Raw genomic sequence first — 17,237 nt, 5'->3', positions numbered from 1 at the left:
ATGAGCGATTATATTGTAGTGAAATGCGGCGGTAGTATGCTAGAGCAATTAAATGATGTGTTTTTTGATTGTATAAAGAAATTGCAGCAGAAGTATAAGGTAGTGATTGTCCATGGTGGTGGTCCAGAAATTGATACCAACTTAAAAAATTGTAATATCAAAGTAGAAAAAAGAGATGGATTACGAGTGACACCAAAAGAAGTTATGGATATTGTTCAAATGGTGCTATGCGGGAGTACGAATAAAAAGTTTGTAATGAATTTGCAAAGGCATAATTTACTGGCGGTAGGTTGTTCAGGGTGTGACGGCAAATTACTTCAAGTTCAACCTGTCAGCGAGGAGATAGGATATGTGGGAGAAGTAAGCTATGTCGAAACAGCCTTACTAAAAGGATTAATAAATATGAATTATATTCCTGTTATTGCTCCGGTCGGGATTCATGATAATGAGATTTATAACATAAATGCGGATACCGCTGCAGCGGGGATTGCGGCCGCACTATCCGCAAAAGAACTCGTTTTTATTACGGATGTAGATGGGATATTACATGAAGGGAAATTGGTAAAGAAAACAGATGAGTCTGAAATTGCAACTCTTATAGAAAAAGGAGTTATTACAGGCGGGATGATTCCGAAAGTACAGGCGGCACTAGCTTCATTAAAAATGGGAGTGCAAAAGATAAGTATCGTAAATGGTACAAAAGATTTTACTGAAGATACAGGAGAATGTATCGGAACGACGGTAACGAGAGGAGCGAGTATTGTATGACAAGTCATCTTTTTCAAACATATGGGAGAAGAACTGTTGAGTTTGTAAAGGGAAAGGGAACGGAAGTTATTGATAACAAAGGTAACCAATACTTAGATTTTACATCAGGAATTGGTGTATGTAATTTAGGACATTGTCATCCTACTGTTATGAAAGCTGTACAAGAACAACTTGATAATATATGGCATATATCTAACCTATTTACAAACGGCTTACAAGAAGAAGTCGCGTCATTATTAACAGAAAATATAGCATTAGATTATGTGTTTTTCTGTAATAGCGGAGCAGAGGCGAATGAAGCAGCATTGAAGCTAGCTCGTAAGCATACTGGAAAATCTCTCGTTGTAACATGTCTACAGTCTTTCCACGGTAGAACATTTGGAACGATGAGTGCGACAGGACAAAATAAAGTGAAAGAAGGATTTGGTCCGCTCCTTCCGTCTTTTTTACATACCCCATTTAACGATATAAAAGCGCTCAAGGAAGTAATGAATGAAGAAGTTGCGGCAGTAATGGTAGAAGTTGTTCAAGGAGAGGGAGGAGTCATACCTGCTGATCTATCTTTTTTGCAAGAGATTGAAGCATTATGTAATAAGTTCGGTTCCTTATTTATTATAGATGAAGTACAAACAGGGATCGGAAGAACAGGGACATTATTTGCTTACGAACAAATAGGAATAAATCCTCATATCGTTACTACCGCTAAAGCGCTTGGAAATGGCATTCCAGTTGGAGCGATGATTGGCCGGAAAGAACTTGGAACATCGTTTACTGCAGGATCACACGGTTCAACGTTTGGCGGGAATTATGTTGCAATGGCTGCAGCGAAAGAAGTATTGCAAGTAAGTAAAAGACCATCGTTTTTAAAAGAAGTACAAGAAAAGGGCGAGTACGTATTAGAGAAGTTGCGAGAGGAATTACAACATGTCGAATATATTCAAAATATACGTGGTAAGGGGCTTATGATTGGGATTGAGTGTAAGCATGAAGTTACAAGTTTTATAGAAGAACTAGAAAAAGAGGGACTTCTCGTATTACAAGCAGGGCCAAATGTGATAAGACTATTACCGCCACTTATTGTAACGAATGAAGAGTTAGAACAGGCAGTATATATGATAAAAAAAGTAGTTTGTACAAAAAACGTATCAATCATATAAGGGGGAAATTTCATGTCAACTGTACAAGTACCGAAATTAAATACGAAAGATCTTTTAACACTAGAAGAATTAACGAAAGAAGAAATCATTTCTTTAATTGAGTTCGCTATATATTTAAAAAAGAATAAGCAGGAGCCTTTATTACAAGGCAAAATATTAGGGCTTATCTTTGACAAACATTCAACTCGTACGCGCGTATCTTTTGAAGCAGGAATGGTACAGCTGGGAGGACATGGCATGTTTTTAAGTGGGAAAGAGATGCAAATTGGAAGAGGGGAGAGCGTTTCAGATACTGCGAAAGTATTATCTCATTATATTGATGGGATCATGATACGTACATTCTCACATGCCGATGTAGAAGAGCTTGCAAAAGAATCGTGCATACCTGTAATTAACGGTTTAACGGATGATCATCATCCTTGTCAGGCGTTGGCAGATTTAATGACAATATATGAAGAAGTAAATACATTTAAAGGAATAAAATTGGCTTATGTAGGTGATGGGAATAACGTATGTCATTCCTTGTTGTTAGCGAGTGCAAAAGTTGGAATGAATATGACTGTGGCAACGCCTGTAGGATATGAACCGAGTGAGGAAATTGTAAAAAAAGCGTTAGTGATTGCTGAAGAAACAGGAGCTGAAATTGAAATTTTGCATAACCCTGAATTAGCAGTGAGTGAAGCAGATTTCATTTATACTGACGTTTGGATGAGTATGGGGCAAGAGGGAGAAGAAGAGAAATATACTTTATTTCAACCTTACCAAATCAATAAAGAACTTGTTATGCATGCGAAGCAAACATATCGTTTCTTACACTGTTTACCTGCCCATCGTGAAGAAGAAGTAACAGGAGAAGTTATAGATGGACCACAGTCTATCGTATTTGAGCAAGCTGGTAATCGATTGCACGCGCAAAAAGCATTATTAGTAAGTTTATTTAAAAATGTAGAAGAGCTTTCCTAAATGATGTGCACCCCAATTGTTAAGCACGAATAACAATTGGAGGTGTGCTTTTTAGATTGAAATGTCGTATGTATATTTGGTTAATCATCTCTATATCATTTATAATAAAAAGAGTAAACTAAATTTGTTTTTCATATCATGTAAGGACATGCTAGATAGAAAAAATATAGTTAAAGAGATGATGAATTTGAAAACAACTAAGAAAACATATTCGTTTTTTCAGCGGATGTGGAGAATATTAAAGTTTCAATATTATAAGTTACTTCGATCACCAGAAGGAGCAAAGAAAGTATCATTAGGTTTTGCGATTGGTTTTGGCTTAGAGATGTTGGTCATATATACGGCATCGCTCGTATATATAATATTTTATCCGATTGTTCGATTAGCAAAGGGATCTTTTCCTGCTGCGGTTATTGGCAATATTATTGGAAAAATATCGTTTCTACCGATATTTTTATTTCCATTTGCTTATGCGTTAGGAAAAATGATATATCCATTTCATATACAAAAAATACATCATGAACCATTTACGATATCTGACTTGTTTTCGAGTCATATTTTTACGATATTAAAGGGGTTATTGCAGAGTGAAGTGTATGTATTAATTGGAATGGCGATTTTAGGAGTTGTTTTTGGGGGGATTTCATATTTCGTTGTGCATTATTTATATGAAAAGAACCGTAAGCTACGTTTGAAGAACAGAAAGAAACGAGTGAGAGAGCCACTCGTGCAAATATAAAGAGTGTCACATTCATTTTCTCCTTTGAATATGTTTAAGAAAAAGGAGGAGAGAATGAATGTATTATTATTACGTACCGCAAGTATATCCATATGTAAATTATCATCCGGTTTATGATATGAATAGACAATACGAATTATATCGACAACAACAATTACAGCAATTACCACAAATACCATCACAACAACCTACGCAAGATCAAAAACCATATTTAACGACATGGCCGTATTCAAATGTATACTATGGTAATTATTACGAATCATAAAGCTGCTTCTATTTAGAAGCAGCTTTATGCGTTTGTTTTCAAAATTAAATTTTGAATGGTTTGAAGAGAATGGATGAGCTTCTCACGCTCTTCCTCAGATAATGTTTGGAAATTTTCTTTTAATTTGTCTAAAATGAATTGTTGATACTGATTTACTAACAATTTCCCTTCACTTGTTAAGGAAATTAAAATGACCCGTCGATCTTTTTCGCTATAATGACGCTCTATTAGTTCTTCTTGAATCAGTTTGTTTAATAGAGGTGTCATGTTAGGCCGTGAAATCGCTAGCCGCTTGCCGATTTCGGAAACTGCTAATGTGCCATTTTCATGCAGAAGCAGTAATACTTGTGTATGTGATGGCGGCATATGTCTTTGAGAAGAAAATTCTCCAGGAAGCATAAATTTGCGATAAAAAAGAGGCACTAGCGAAAGAAGATGATCAACAATACGTTCCCACTCGCGTGATTCCATATAAAGGCCCCCTTCCACTCTCATTGTAACAAAAAAGACATGTTATAAAAATAGAATTGTTTCATGGAAATTTTAATATTTGTAGGCCAACACTTTTTTTGTAAATGAATCGGCAATAATCGCGTAGCCATCATCATTTGGGTGTACTTGGTCAAAGAGTAAATCTTTTTTATCATTTGATATTAATTTACGAATTGGTAAAACGATAGATGGTTGATTTGCTTTTGAAATGGAATAAACGGATTCATTCCAGCCATCTAAAAACATATCTGCATAACTGGCGATGGAGTCATCGAGTTGTAACGGATTATAGAGTTCTGAGAGAATGAGTAAAGCGTTCGGATTTTGATCTCGAACTGTCTTTACAATATTTTTTATATCCGCTTCAAAATGAGCTTTTTCTTTATTTAACATTTTAATACCATCTATAACACCGACATCACGATTTAAACGGAATAAATTATTTCCTCCAATATTAATTGTAATGATATTTGCAGCTTTAATTTTTTGCTTTACATCTTCTGATTGCACTTTTTTAGCGAGACGATCTGTTGTAAGACCGTTTATCCCAAGGTTTTCTACGGTAATTGGTTTATGAATTTGTGCTTCTATTTGTCTAGAAGCTAATTCAGCAAATCCCCCTTGTGTCGATCCATATCCTTTGGCGAGTGAATCACCTAGTACGAGATGATAAAAGGAATCGTTTGTTTGCTTATCAATCCAACTTGGAGTAGATATTTTTTCTGTGTTTTCTTCGGGTTCATTTTGTTTTGTCTCATCGTTCTTTTCAAAATAAGAATAAGAAATGATTAGAAGGAGGAGACAAACAATTGTTAAGATGACTTTTTTCATATATTCATCCTCCTTGTAATTGGTAATTGTATCATATTCAGCAGTATTAACAATGTAAGGGCATATTATATGTTTATGAAAAGTTTACAACAACTTTACAGAAAATTTGTAGAAGTATGTCAAAAAATATTGACGATATGAAAGTACATTATATATGATAATGTCAGATAAGGTGAAATTTTAATGAGTAGGGCTTTATTTCCCACTAATTAAAGTTTCACTAATCGGGCGTTTAAGGGGACTACTCATTAGCGCAGGATGAAATGAAAATCTGTCTCTAATAGAAGAAAAAAGGTATGTGGTTAGAGGCAAATAGAGGTTTATTTCATTATTTTTGGTAATTGTATAAGGGGGATTTTTTGTGAAAAAGTCAAAAAAAATGCTAGCTGGAGCAACTCTTGCTATAGGTGTAATAGCGCCGCAAGTGTTGCCAACAACAGCTCATGCGGATGAGAACAACGGGGAGAGTACGGTTAACTTACGAATTCTAGAAACATCAGATATTCACGTTAACTTAATGAATTACGATTATTATCAAACGAAAACAGATAATAAAGTAGGTCTCGTGCAAACAGCAACACTTGTTAATAAAGCACGTGAAGAAGCGAAGAACTCTGTCCTATTTGATGATGGGGATGCATTACAAGGGACACCGCTTGGAGATTATGTAGCGAATAAAATAAATGATCCGAAGAAGCCTGTGGATCCTAGTTATACACATCCATTATATCGTGTAATGAATTTAATGAAGTATGACGTCATCTCTCTTGGGAATCATGAATTTAACTACGGTTTAGACTATTTAAACAAAGTAATTAGTAAAACAGAGTTCCCGGTTATTAACTCGAACGTCTATAAAGATGATAAAGATAATAATGAAGAGAACGACCAAAATTACTTTAAACCATATCATGTTTTTGAAAAAGAAGTAGAAGATGAATCAGGTCAAAAGCAAAAAGTGAAAATTGGCGTAATGGGATTTGTTCCACCTCAAGTTATGAACTGGGATAAAGCGAATTTAGAAGGAAAAGTGAAAGCAAAAGATATAGTTGAAACAGCGAAGAAAATGGTGCCAAAAATGAAAGCAGAAGGTGCAGATGTTATCGTTGCACTAGCGCATTCGGGCGTTGATAAGAGTGGATACAATGTTGGCATGGAAAACGCGTCGTATTATTTAACAGAAGTTCCAGATGTAGATGCAGTATTAATGGGACATTCACATACTGAAATGAAGGATGTATTTAATGGTGTTCCAGTTGTAATGCCTGGTGTCTTTGGAAGTAACCTAGGTATTATTGATATGCAATTGAAAAAGGTAAACGGAAAATGGGAAATACAAAAAGAGCAATCGAAGCCGCAACTGCGTCCGATTGCTGATAGTAAAGGGAATCCATTAGTAAAGTCTGATGAAAAATTAGTTAATGAAATTAAAGATGATCACCAAGCGACAATTGATTATGTCAATACAGCTGTAGGAAAAACGACAGCGCCAATTAATAGTTATTTCTCATTAGTACAAGATGATCCTTCTGTACAACTTGTAACAAATGCACAAAAATGGTATGTAGAAAAGTTATTTGCTGAAAATGGACAGTATAGCAAATATAAAGGAATTCCAGTTTTATCTGCAGGCGCACCATTTAAAGCAGGTGGCCGAAACGGTGCTACATATTATACGGATATTCCAGCTGGAACGTTAGCGATTAAAAACGTTGCAGATTTATATGTATATCCAAATACGTTATATGCTGTAAAAGTAAATGGTGCACAAGTGAAAGAATGGCTTGAAATGTCTGCAGGTCAGTTTAATCAAATTGATCCAAAGAAAACAGAAGAACAGCCGTTAGTAAATATAGGCTATCCTACATATAACTTCGATATTTTAGATGGCTTAAAATACGAAATTGATGTAACACAACCAACGAAATACGATAAAGATGGAAAAGTTGTAAATGCAAATACGAATCGTATTATAAATATGACATATGAAGGTAAGCCAGTAGCTGACAATCAAGAGTTCATCGTCGCTACAAATAACTATCGCGGAAGTAGCCAAACGTTCCCAGGTGTAAGTAAAGGAGAAGTTGTATACCAATCACAAGATGAAACACGTCAAATCATTGTGAAGTATATGCAAGAAACACCAGTTATTAATCCAGCAGCAGATAAAAATTGGACGTTTAAACCGATTGTTGCAGAAAAATTAAATACAACATTCGATTCTTCACCAAATGCACAAAAGTATATAAAGAAAGATGGGAAAATATCATATGTTGGACCATCTGCAAATGAATTTGCTAAATATGCAATTGATATAACGAAGAAGAACGATGATGATAAGGAAACTGGTGGAGGAAATCCAACGACACCGCCAACAGGTGAAGGAAATAATGGAGAGAATCCAACGACACCACCAACAGGTGAAGGAAATAATGGAGGAAATCCAACGACACCACCAACAGGTGAAGGCAGTAATGGAGAAAATCCAACGACACCGCCAGGATCTGGACAAACTACAACGGATAATCAAAACTCAAAAGAAACAACAACAACTGTAAGTGAAAAGAAAGAAGAGCGTGATTTACCGAAAACAGGTACAAGTGTTGCTTCTACAATTGGAGCAGGCTTGGCGTTTGTTGGAGCGGGATTACTTCTGTTATTTAGAAGAAAGAAAGCAAATAGATAGTCGAGAAATATAAAAAAGGATTACCGATTCAGGTAATCCTTTTTAGTATATTATGAAACTGTTACTGCTTTTTCTTTCTTCCATGAAAGGCCAAATCCAGTAAAGCCGACGATAATGGTTAAGACTGGGCAAGCTAAACAGAAAATTGCGTATGGAAGGTAATCGAATGTTGGAACGCTAAGGACGTTTGTTAAGAATACACCACTTACACCCCATGGTACGAGCGGGTTAATAACTGTACCTGCATCTTCTAATACGCGTGATAAATTACGACGTTCTAAACCGACTTCATCGTATTTATTAGCGAATGCTTGTCCTGTTAAAACGATGGATAAGTACTGCTCACCAAGTAAGAAGTTTACACCAATTGCAGTTGAAGCAGTAGAAATAATTAAGCGTGTACTATTTTTTACAAAGCTAGAGATGATATTCATTAGTTGCGTGATAATACCCATTCCTTGTAATAATCCTCCCATACAAAGAGCTAGGAAAATAAGGGCAATCGACATCATCATGCTTTGTAGACCACCGCGAGATAGTAAGCTATCAATGTCTTTAATACCAGTTTTAGAAACGTAGCCGTCTTGCATAATTTTCATTAAATCAGCTAAAGAAGTGCTAGGTTTAAAAATAAAGAGAATAATAATTCCTACCACAATTCCTGCAAGCAATGTTGGAACAGCTGGAACTTTTTTAAATGCGAATAGGAACAGTAATAAAATTGGAATAAGTGTAACGATAGAAATCGTTGCATTTTTCTCTAATGTGCTAATAAAGTTTGTGAAGTCAACGTCTCCACTTGTACCGCTTCCTAAAATGAAAAATGCGATAAAAGCAATAATGAAAGCTGGAACTGTTGTCCAAAGCATGTTACGAATATGCTCAAATAAATCTACACCCGTTACAGCAGGAGCTAAGTTTGTTGTATCAGATAAAGGAGACATTTTATCTCCAAAGAATGCGCCAGAAATAATTGCACCAGCGATTAGAGCCGGATCGTATCCAAGAGCACTACCCATACCCATAAAGGCAAGTCCTACAGTTGCAGCAGTTGTAAAGGCGCTACCGATACTTGTTCCAACAATTGCACAAACTACAAAAACAGTTGGAACGAAAATTTTAGGAGATACAATCTGGAACCCGTATACCATTAAAGTTGGAATTGTTCCAGCAGCGATCCAAACACTAATTAATACGCCTACCAGTAAGAAAATAAAAATAGATGGAATACCAGCTGAAATACTACTGATCATCCCTTTTTCCATAGTAGACCAAGAGATTTTTTTCATAAATCCAAATGCTAATAAAAGAACGATACCAAATAAAATTGGGATGTGTGGTGAAACTTCTAATTGGATAACACTAAAGCCAATACAGAAAAAGATAAATAATGTTAAAAGAACAGATTCAATTTTTGAAACCATTGTTTTTCCCTCCTAAGTAATCTAAAATAGCTCTTTTTTATATAAAATTCGCCAATATTGTTTATTTCCTTCTAAATTTTAGAATTTCGCGACAAATTACCGGTAATTGTTGATCCTTCAATATGATACGGAAATGATTGGATAAAAAAACGTCCCTGCATATAATTATGCAGGGACGAAGAAATCGCGGTACCACCCTAGCTTGTGAAATGAATGTATCACAAAATAAAGGGTCGTATGATATGCGCTAATAAAATAAAAACGCCCCTGCAATATATGCAGGGACGAAAAATTCGCGGTACCACCCTAAATTGTGAAACAGTTTCGTTTCACCACTCTTTAGATATAACGGTCTATAACCGTCTTTCACTACTCCTTACGTTTCGCAAAAGAAGCTCCAGGGGGTAATTCATAATTCGCTCTGTACTGGTTCGCACCGACCACCAGCTCTCTGAAATCAGAAATCGAAATACTACTAAATCCTATCAATGCCGATTCATATGATGTTAGTTAAATTTTTATCACATTTTCATCTTATATGTCAATAAAAATGTTCAATATTTTTTTAGGGAAATAAAGGTTAAATATTTTTAATGTTCTAAATTTGTGCGTTATAATGAATTTGAAAGGGGAGGAAAAGAGTGAAGAAAAAAATAATTCTTTTTACCACCTTACTAGTCATTGGCGGAAGTGCTGGAATTTACACAGCTTTTGCAGCTGAATCAGAGCAGGCGAAGCAAAAGCAAATACAGCAGTCAGAAGTGAAGAAAGTGAAAGAAACGGAAGAGAAGAAGTCGATGGAAAAAGCAGCTGAGAAACTAGGAGTTTCTACTGATGGGAAAACAAAAGAAGAGGTTAAGAAAGAAGTAAATACTGCAAGATTTGAAAAACGTCACGATCTATTAATTGAACATGCAAAACAACTTGGAATTGATACAGAAGGAAAAAAAGATGAAGAGATTATTTTAGAAATTGGAAAGATACAACACGGAAAGTAGAGCAACTTATCATACGATAAGTTGTTCTTTTTTAAGAACTATTTGATTTAAAAATAATTGACAGTCTTTTGGATTTAATGTTAACTATATTTATAAACAAGTTAACATTAGGGGTGACAATTGTGACTGTTAATAGTAATACGACTGAAAAATCGTCTTATACATATGAAGAGTTATCGGAAAAAAATAAAGCCTATGTATGGCACCCATTTACACAAATGAAGGATTATTTAGAAGAAGATCCTGTCATTATTGAACGCGGAGAGGGAAGAAAGCTATACGATGTAAATGGAAATGAATATTGGGACGGTGTTTCGTCTATTTGGTTAAATGTTCATGGACATCAAGTACCGGAACTAGATGAAGCAATTCGTGAGCAATTAAATAAAATTGCTCATTCTACTATGCTAGGACTTGCTAACGTTCCATCTATTTTATTAGCAGAAAAAATAATTGAAGTTGTGCCAGAAGGTTTGAAGAAAGTATTCTATTCAGACTCTGGTTCTAGCGCCGTTGAAATTGCAATTAAGATGGCCTTTCAATATTGGCAGCATAAAGGAAAACCGAAGAAACAAAGATTTGTTACATTAAAAGAAGCATATCACGGTGATACAATTGGAGCTGTTTCAGTAGGAGCGATAGACTTGTTTCACCAAGTTTATAGTTCACTTTTATTTGAGGCAATTAAAATGCCTTATCCATATACATATCGTTCTCCTTACGGAAATAATAAGGAGGAAATTGTAAAAAAACATTTAGAAGAAATGGAAGAGCTGCTGAAAGATAAACATGAAGAAATTGCAGCAATTATTGTAGAACCTTTAATGCAAGGTGCTGGTGGTATGATTACAATGCCAAAAGGATACTTAAGAGGACTACGTAATTTATGTACAAAATATAATGTTTTATTTATTACAGATGAGGTAGCGACTGGATTTGGGCGTACCGGGAAAATGTTTGCATGTGAACATGAAAATGTAACGCCGGACATTTTAACCGCCGGAAAAGGTTTAACAGGTGGATATTTACCAATTGCAATCACCGTAACGACAGATGAAATTTATAATGCCTTTTTAGGAGGATATGAAGAACAAAAAACATTTTTCCATGGTCATAGTTATACAGGGAACCCGTTAGGGTGTGCGGTAGCAATTGCGAATCTAGAACTATACGAAAAAACAAATTTAATAGAAGAAGTAGCACGTAAAACAGAATATGTGGCGACGCAATTAGAAGCACTCTTTACATATAAACATGTAGGTGATATTCGTCAGTGCGGATTAATGGTTGGAATTGAACTTGTGAAGAATAAGGAAACGAAAGAAGCGTTTGAATGGACAGAGAGAGTCGGTGTTCAAGTATGTAAACGCTCAAGAGAGCTGGGCATGATTTTACGGCCACTCGGCAATACAATTGTATTTATGCCTCCTCTTGCTTCTACAATTGATGAGATTGATGATATGTTACATATTTTGTATAAAGCAATCTCGGATGTTACGGAGGGAGAATAATGAACGGTTTTTTTGTAACAGCAACGGATACTGAAGTGGGGAAAACTGTAGTTGCCGGTGCATTAGCAGGTGTATTTAGAGAATTGGGATATAACATCGGGGTATATAAACCGTTGCAAAGTGGACATGTTGCATCAAATCCAGAGGGAGATGCAGCAAGGTTAAAAGCATTATCAGGTGTACCGACAAAAGAAAATGAAATTTGTCCTTATTCTATTGAAGAGCCTCTTGCTCCGAGACTTGCCATGAAAAGAGCTGGAAGAGTAGTACATTTAAAAGACATTACTGATCATTATAATGAACTATTGAAAGAGTTTAATAGCCTATTTGTAGAAGGAGCAGGTGGACTGGCTGTTCCATATACAGAAGACGCTTTAGTAATTGATTTCGCAAAGGAATTACAGCTTCCTCTTATTATAGTCGCACGCCCTACATTAGGAACAGTAAATCATACAGTTTTAACGATTGCTTATGCAAAGGCACAGGGCTTAACAGTAGCAGGTATAATTTTATCAGGCTGCAAAGAATGTGAAATGGAAAGAGTACAAGAAAATAAAGAAATGATTGAAGAGCTAAGTGGGGTACCGGTTTTAGGCTTATTACCATTCTTTGAAGGTGCGTTTACAAAAGAAGAAGTCTTGGAATCTGCAAAAGAGTATATAATGATTTCAAAATTAGAGGAGTTTATCCGAAATGAATCAAACGTGGCGCACACATCTTCAATCTAAATTGCAACAATTAAATGAGCAAGGGCAGTATCGCAATTTGCATGTAACAGAACAAGCAGAAGAGACATGGCTTATTCGAGATGAAAAAAGGATGTTAAATTTAGCGTCAAATAATTATTTAGGGTTAGCTGGAGATGAGAGGTTAAAAGAAGCTGCTATTGCATGCACAAGAAAATATGGAACTGGGGCGACGGCATCAAGGCTCGTTGTAGGAAATTATTCACTGTATGAAGAGGTTGAGAGAAGTATATGCGATTGGAAAGGCACTGAAAAAGCCTTAGTTGTAAATAGCGGATATACCGCAAATATTGGAGTGATTTCTTCATTAGCCTGTCGTCACGACATTGTGTTTAGTGACAAATTAAATCACGCAAGCATCGTTGATGGAATTATATTAAGCGGAGCAGAGCATAAAAGGTATCGTCATAATGATTTAGAGCATTTAGAGAAGCTGTTGCAAGTAGCACCGCCAAAAAAGAAGAAATTAATCGTAACAGATACTGTTTTTAGTATGGACGGTGATACTGCATATTTAAGAGATTTAGTGCAAATGAAAGAGAAATATGGAGCAATGATTATAGTTGATGAAGCACATGCGAGTGGGATATATGGAATTGATGGAGCAGGATTGTCCCATATAGAAAAAAATATTGCTCAAAATATTGATATACATATGGGGACATTTAGCAAGGCTTTAGGGTGTTATGGTGCGTATTTGACAGGTGATGCAATGTATATAGAGTATTTACAAAATATGATGAGAAGCTTTATTTTTACTACTGCTTTACCACCAGGAATGTTAGGGGCGGTACAAAAAGCAATTGAAATTGTGAGAGAAGATAATGAAAGAAGAGAGAGACTTATAGAGAATGGAGCATATTTTAGGACACATTTGCAAGAAGCTGGTTTTGATATTGGGAATAGCTCAACTCATATTGTACCGATTGTAGTCGGTTCAAATGAAACAGCTTTACGGTTTAGTAAAAGGTTGCAAGAGGTAGGTATTGCAGCAATTGCAATTCGTCCACCAACGGTTCCAGTTAATAGTTCACGGGTCCGTTTTGCGGTTACGTCCCAACATACAATAGCTGATTTGAAATGGGCTATTCAGCATATTATACGCATTGGTAAAGAAGAGGGGTTTTTCGTATGAAAGAGCTAAAGATTATTTTTATTCCTGGGTGGGGAATGGAAGAAGGTGTTTGGACTTTAGTTCTGCCGTATTTTAAAGGATATTCTGTTCAATGTATCAATTGGCGTAATGTGAAAGAACAAAGTGAATTTGCGGGGCGAATAATAGATGTAGCAAAAGATGAAAATGTAATTTTAGTTGGATGGTCACTAGGAGCGTTAGCAGCAGTTCAAGCTCATAAAAAGGTTAAGGCAAAAGGTATCGTACTAATTGGTGGTACTGCCAAATTTACAAATACGAGCGATTATACGAGTGGATGGAATACTCTGCATGTAGAACGGCTAAAAAAGAATGTAGCGAGAAAGAAAGAAGATACGCTCAAGCGGTTTTATGAAAATATGTTTACAAAGGATGAGCTGAAAGAGAATACAAGGTTTGAAGATATGATAAAACGCTTTAAAGGTGATTCTATTCAGTCTTTGCAATTAGGTTTGAAGTATTTAATAGAAGCAGATATGAGAGAAGAACTGAAAGAAATTAAAGTCCCTATACTACTTATTCACGGAGAGCAGGATGTAATTTGTCCATTGTCTGCAGCACGTAGTATGTCTGAGAATGAGACTGCCACGCTCAAGGTAGTAAGTGAGGCTGGACACGCATTATGTGTAACGAATTTCGAATATTGCGGAAATGAGATAATTCAATTTGTAGAGGGGATACGACATGATCAACAAAACGTTACTACAAAAACGGTTTAACGCGGCAGCTGTATCCTACGATCAATATGCAAATGTACAAAAAAAGATGGCACATTCATTACTTTCTACATTAAATCGGCGATATAGTGCAAATTCATCGATACGTATTTTAGAACTTGGATGCGGGACAGGATATGTTACAGAGCAATTATCAAACTTATTTCCGAAAGCACATATTACAGCCATTGATTTTGCTGAAAGTATGATTGCAGTTGCGAAAACTAGACAAAATGTGAAAAATGTAACGTTTTACTGTGAGGATATCGAAAGATTACGACTAGAAGAAACATATGATGTCATTATTTCAAATGCCACATTTCAATGGCTAAATGATTTAAAACAAGTGATAAGAAATTTATTTCATCATTTGTCTATAGATGGGATATTACTCTTTTCAACGTTTGGACATGAAACATTTCAAGAATTGCATGCTTCGTTCCAGCGGGCGAAAGAAGAAAAAAATATACAAAATGAAACATCGATTGGGCAACGTTTTTATTCGAAAAATCAGTTGCGCCATATGTGTGAAATAGAAACAGGGGATGTGCATGTTTCTGAAACATGTTACATAGAGAGATTTACAGAAGTTAGGGAGTTTCTAAACTCTATTCGAAAAGTAGGAGCGACCAATAGTAATGAAGAATCATATTGTCAAAGTCCCTCACTCTTTCGTGCGATGCTTCGCATATACGAAAGAGACTTCACGGAAAATGAAGGGATAATGGCGACGTATCATGCTTTATTTATGCATATAACAAAAGAGGGGAAGAGATGAAATGAAACAAGTACAAACAAAAAGGGATTGGAAAAAACTTGCACATGACGTAGTAGAAGAGAAAATGATTACGAAAGAGGATGCGATTGCGATATTAGAAGCTGATGATACAGAAGTGTTAGAAATTATGAATGCAGCTTACATCATTCGCCATCATCACTTTGGTAAGAAAGTAAAATTGAATATGATTATTAATACGAAATCTGGATTATGTCCTGAAGATTGCGGATATTGTTCACAGTCTATTATTTCAGAGGCGCCGATTGATAAATATGCATGGCTAACGCAGGAAAAGATTGTAGAAGGAGCACACGAAGCAATTCGCCGTAAAGCAGGTACATATTGTATTGTGGCATCTGGTCGTCGTCCGACGGATAAAGAGGTGAATCACGTAATTGGAGCAGTTAAGGAGATTCGTGAAACGACAGATTTAAAGATTTGTTGTTGTTTAGGTTTCTTAAACGAAGATCAAGCAGGACGTTTAGCAGACGCGGGTGTACATCGTTATAACCACAACTTAAATACACATGCAAATAATTACGAAAGCATTTGCTCCACTCATACGTATGACGATCGTGTTGATACAGTTCAAAAAGCAAAACAAGCGGGCATTTCACCATGCTCTGGGGCAATTTTTGGAATGGGGGAGACAATAGAAGAACGTGCTGAAATTGCATTTGAATTACAACGTATAGATGCAGATTCAATTCCATGTAATTTCCTTGTTGCTGTAAAGGGTACGCCGCTTGAAGGACAAAAAGAATTAACGCCGGTAGAATGTTTAAAAGTGCTGGCGATGATGCGTTTTGTAAACCCAACGAAAGAAATTCGCATTTCAGGGGGACGTGAAATCAATTTACGTTCTGTACAGCCAATCGGTTTATTTGCAGCAAACTCTATTTTTGTTGGAGATTATTTAACGACAGCTGGACAAGAACCGACTGCAGACTGGGGTATGATTGAAGATTTAGGGTTTGAGATTGAAGAATGTGCATTATAAGATAGATAAAAAGCAAACTTGTAAAAGAGTTTGCTTTTTTGTAAATAAAATGTAATAAATAGTTGTGAAAGCTTGATACTATTGGTTTTTGAGCAAAAAAAAGAATTTTGGTGGACGAATTTTCCAAGCCCCAATTGTACATAGTAAATATGTAATTTATATTGGGTTGGAGGATTTTACATGCACAAATATATATTAGCGATTATGACTTGTCTAATTTTACTAAAAGCAATAAGTGCTGATCCAGTTAAGGCCGCCGAAAATCCTGAACAAAAAGAGATGCAACAACGAATTGAACAACATTTTCGAACGAAAGCTGAACATTTTGGATTGAAAACAGAAGGAAAAGACTTAAAGGAAGTGCGAAAAGAAATTACTATTATAGAAGAGGCGAAGAAAAGAGAGAATGTATGGAGAACAGCACAAACGCTTCGTATACAAACAGAAGGAAAAACAATGGATGAATTAATAAAAGATGTACGGAAAAAAGTAAAAAAATAAAAAAGAGGCCGCAGCCTCTTTTTTATTTTTTATGCCCATTGTTTTGATAAATGAGCCATTTCAATCGCAGCAACGGCGGATTCATAGCCTTTATTACCAGCTTTCGTGCCCGCGCGTTCAATCGCCTGCTCGATCGTTTCAGTCGTTAATACACCGAAAATAACTGGGATGTCTGTTTGTAGTGATAAAGATGCAACTCCTTTTGCTACTTCATTACAAACGTAATCGTAATGTGTTGTAGCACCACGAATTACAGTACCTAACGTAATTACAGCATCATACTTTCCGCTATTAGCCATCTTTTTAGCGATTAAAGGAATTTCAAATGCGCCAGGAACCCAAGCAACATCGATATCAGTTTCTTCTACACCGTGACGCTTTAATCCATCTAAAGCTCCGCCGAGTAACTTACTTGTAATAAATTCATTAAAACGTCCAACAACAACCCCAACTTTTAATCCTGTACCAACTAAATGACCTTCGAATACCATAATGAATCTCTCCTTTTA

The 17,237-nt window shown here is 35.9% G+C and carries 18 protein-coding genes and 1 other annotated feature; of the genes, 14 read left to right on the top strand and 4 right to left on the bottom strand.

The features are described 5' to 3' along the window. From argB to JDS82_RS02250, 5 genes are all read left to right on the top strand, one after another. Nucleotides 1-768 carry an acetylglutamate kinase gene (gene argB, locus JDS82_RS02270; RefSeq protein WP_001286788.1) on the top strand — a complete coding sequence of 256 codons (768 nt, stop codon included), beginning with the start codon at nucleotides 1-3 and terminating at the stop codon, nucleotides 766-768. Next, on the top strand, nucleotides 765-1,925 hold the full coding sequence (gene argD, locus JDS82_RS02265; protein ID WP_199712539.1) for an acetylornithine transaminase: 1,161 nt from the start codon (nucleotides 765-767) through the stop codon (nucleotides 1,923-1,925). The genes argB and argD overlap by 4 nt, the downstream gene beginning before the upstream one ends. A 12-nt stretch (nucleotides 1,926-1,937) precedes the next feature. After that, entirely contained in the window at nucleotides 1,938-2,888 is a 951-nt protein-coding gene (argF, locus tag JDS82_RS02260; RefSeq protein WP_199712538.1) for an ornithine carbamoyltransferase, read from the top strand. Nucleotides 2,889-3,066: 178 nt separating this feature from the next. Then, nucleotides 3,067-3,627 carry a DUF2062 domain-containing protein gene (locus tag JDS82_RS02255; RefSeq protein ID WP_088091784.1) on the top strand — a complete coding sequence of 187 codons (561 nt, stop codon included), beginning with the start codon at nucleotides 3,067-3,069 and terminating at the stop codon, nucleotides 3,625-3,627. A gap of 58 nt (nucleotides 3,628-3,685) precedes the next feature. Beyond that, on the top strand, nucleotides 3,686-3,892 hold the full coding sequence (locus tag JDS82_RS02250) for a hypothetical protein (RefSeq protein ID WP_060632192.1): 207 nt from the start codon (nucleotides 3,686-3,688) through the stop codon (nucleotides 3,890-3,892). Nucleotides 3,893-3,916: 24 nt separating this feature from the next. Here the strand turns inward: JDS82_RS02250 and JDS82_RS02245 are convergent, their stop codons facing one another. Together JDS82_RS02245 and JDS82_RS02240 are read right to left on the bottom strand one after the other, a co-directional pair. Continuing rightward, entirely contained in the window at nucleotides 3,917-4,363 is a 447-nt protein-coding gene (locus JDS82_RS02245) for a MarR family winged helix-turn-helix transcriptional regulator (RefSeq protein ID WP_060632191.1), read from the bottom strand. A 72-nt stretch (nucleotides 4,364-4,435) separates the two neighbouring features. Further along, nucleotides 4,436-5,215 (bottom strand): GDSL-type esterase/lipase family protein, encoded by a 780-nt coding sequence (locus JDS82_RS02240; RefSeq protein ID WP_000755845.1) that lies wholly within the window; start codon nucleotides 5,213-5,215, stop codon nucleotides 4,436-4,438. A gap of 361 nt (nucleotides 5,216-5,576) precedes the next feature. On the opposite strand from JDS82_RS02240, the gene cpdB reads away from it, so the two are divergent. Further along, entirely contained in the window at nucleotides 5,577-7,901 is a 2,325-nt protein-coding gene (gene cpdB / locus JDS82_RS02235) for a bifunctional 2',3'-cyclic-nucleotide 2'-phosphodiesterase/3'-nucleotidase (protein WP_199712537.1), read from the top strand. A 50-nt stretch (nucleotides 7,902-7,951) separates the two neighbouring features. On the opposite strand, the gene nhaC is transcribed toward cpdB, so the two are convergent. Then, the gene (nhaC, locus tag JDS82_RS02230; protein WP_000253739.1) at nucleotides 7,952-9,325 is read right to left on the bottom strand and encodes a Na+/H+ antiporter NhaC; all 1,374 of its coding nucleotides are present in this window, start codon (nucleotides 9,323-9,325) and stop codon (nucleotides 7,952-7,954) included. Between the two features lie 277 nt (nucleotides 9,326-9,602). Continuing rightward, nucleotides 9,603-9,823 (bottom strand) — a binding site (T-box leader). Between the two features lie 143 nt (nucleotides 9,824-9,966). On the opposite strand from nhaC, the gene JDS82_RS02225 reads away from it, so the two are divergent. The 8 genes from JDS82_RS02225 (at nucleotide 9,967) to JDS82_RS02190 (ending at nucleotide 16,728) form a co-directional block, all read left to right on the top strand. Beyond that, nucleotides 9,967-10,323: a hypothetical protein gene (locus tag JDS82_RS02225; protein ID WP_142950428.1), complete on the top strand. Its 357-nt coding sequence runs from the start codon at nucleotides 9,967-9,969 to the stop codon at nucleotides 10,321-10,323. Nucleotides 10,324-10,400: 77 nt separating this feature from the next. Further along, nucleotides 10,401-11,834 carry an adenosylmethionine--8-amino-7-oxononanoate transaminase gene (gene bioA, locus JDS82_RS02220; RefSeq protein WP_199712651.1) on the top strand — a complete coding sequence of 478 codons (1,434 nt, stop codon included), beginning with the start codon at nucleotides 10,401-10,403 and terminating at the stop codon, nucleotides 11,832-11,834. Continuing rightward, a complete protein-coding gene (gene bioD / locus JDS82_RS02215) occupies nucleotides 11,834-12,562 on the top strand; it encodes a dethiobiotin synthase (RefSeq protein WP_001013033.1) in 729 nt (242 codons plus the stop codon). Before bioA ends, bioD begins: the two co-directional genes overlap by 1 nt. Further along, nucleotides 12,528-13,715, top strand: coding sequence for an 8-amino-7-oxononanoate synthase (bioF, locus tag JDS82_RS02210; protein WP_001077313.1), 1,188 nt, complete (start codon nucleotides 12,528-12,530; stop codon nucleotides 13,713-13,715). The genes bioD and bioF overlap by 35 nt, the downstream gene beginning before the upstream one ends. Then, nucleotides 13,712-14,452 carry an alpha/beta fold hydrolase gene (locus JDS82_RS02205; RefSeq protein ID WP_098058188.1) on the top strand — a complete coding sequence of 247 codons (741 nt, stop codon included), beginning with the start codon at nucleotides 13,712-13,714 and terminating at the stop codon, nucleotides 14,450-14,452. Before bioF ends, JDS82_RS02205 begins: the two co-directional genes overlap by 4 nt. Continuing rightward, complete coding sequence (gene bioC / locus JDS82_RS02200; RefSeq protein ID WP_199712536.1) at nucleotides 14,418-15,227, top strand: malonyl-ACP O-methyltransferase BioC; 810 nt, start codon at nucleotides 14,418-14,420, stop codon at nucleotides 15,225-15,227. Before JDS82_RS02205 ends, bioC begins: the two co-directional genes overlap by 35 nt. Before the next feature lies 1 nt (nucleotide 15,228). Then, complete coding sequence (gene bioB / locus JDS82_RS02195) at nucleotides 15,229-16,227, top strand: biotin synthase (RefSeq protein WP_000815837.1); 999 nt, start codon at nucleotides 15,229-15,231, stop codon at nucleotides 16,225-16,227. A gap of 180 nt (nucleotides 16,228-16,407) precedes the next feature. Beyond that, complete coding sequence (locus tag JDS82_RS02190) at nucleotides 16,408-16,728, top strand: hypothetical protein (RefSeq protein ID WP_000549778.1); 321 nt, start codon at nucleotides 16,408-16,410, stop codon at nucleotides 16,726-16,728. Nucleotides 16,729-16,757: 29 nt separating this feature from the next. Here the strand turns inward: JDS82_RS02190 and ribH are convergent, their stop codons facing one another. Continuing rightward, on the bottom strand, nucleotides 16,758-17,219 hold the full coding sequence (gene ribH, locus JDS82_RS02185) for a 6,7-dimethyl-8-ribityllumazine synthase (RefSeq protein WP_000230900.1): 462 nt from the start codon (nucleotides 17,217-17,219) through the stop codon (nucleotides 16,758-16,760). Between the last annotated feature and the right edge of the window lie 18 nt (nucleotides 17,220-17,237).

Source organism: Bacillus cereus group sp. N14 (assembly GCF_016483555.1).
Lineage (GTDB): Bacteria > Bacillota > Bacilli > Bacillales > Bacillaceae_G > Bacillus_A > Bacillus_A wiedmannii.
This window is presented reverse-complemented; position numbering and strand designations above follow the sequence as displayed.

Coding starts and splice junctions, on each gene's coding strand:
- JDS82_RS02255 (WP_088091784.1), top strand. CDS start 3,067: ATGATGAATTTGAAAACAACTAAGAAAACATATTCGTTTTTTCAGCGG.
- bioA (WP_199712651.1), top strand. CDS start 10,401: ATGTTAACTATATTTATAAACAAGTTAACATTAGGGGTGACAATTGTG.
- JDS82_RS02205 (WP_098058188.1), top strand. CDS start 13,712: ATGAAAGAGCTAAAGATTATTTTTATTCCTGGGTGGGGAATGGAAGAA.
- JDS82_RS02190 (WP_000549778.1), top strand. CDS start 16,408: ATGCACAAATATATATTAGCGATTATGACTTGTCTAATTTTACTAAAA.
- nhaC (WP_000253739.1), bottom strand. CDS start 9,325: ATGGTTTCAAAAATTGAATCTGTTCTTTTAACATTATTTATCTTTTTC.
- argF (WP_199712538.1), top strand. CDS start 1,938: ATGTCAACTGTACAAGTACCGAAATTAAATACGAAAGATCTTTTAACA.
- argB (WP_001286788.1), top strand. CDS start 1: ATGAGCGATTATATTGTAGTGAAATGCGGCGGTAGTATGCTAGAGCAA.
- bioB (WP_000815837.1), top strand. CDS start 15,229: ATGAAACAAGTACAAACAAAAAGGGATTGGAAAAAACTTGCACATGAC.
- bioC (WP_199712536.1), top strand. CDS start 14,418: ATGATCAACAAAACGTTACTACAAAAACGGTTTAACGCGGCAGCTGTA.
- ribH (WP_000230900.1), bottom strand. CDS start 17,219: ATGGTATTCGAAGGTCATTTAGTTGGTACAGGATTAAAAGTTGGGGTT.
- JDS82_RS02250 (WP_060632192.1), top strand. CDS start 3,686: ATGTATTATTATTACGTACCGCAAGTATATCCATATGTAAATTATCAT.
- JDS82_RS02240 (WP_000755845.1), bottom strand. CDS start 5,215: ATGAAAAAAGTCATCTTAACAATTGTTTGTCTCCTCCTTCTAATCATT.
- bioF (WP_001077313.1), top strand. CDS start 12,528: ATGAATCAAACGTGGCGCACACATCTTCAATCTAAATTGCAACAATTA.
- JDS82_RS02245 (WP_060632191.1), bottom strand. CDS start 4,363: ATGGAATCACGCGAGTGGGAACGTATTGTTGATCATCTTCTTTCGCTA.
- bioD (WP_001013033.1), top strand. CDS start 11,834: ATGAACGGTTTTTTTGTAACAGCAACGGATACTGAAGTGGGGAAAACT.
- argD (WP_199712539.1), top strand. CDS start 765: ATGACAAGTCATCTTTTTCAAACATATGGGAGAAGAACTGTTGAGTTT.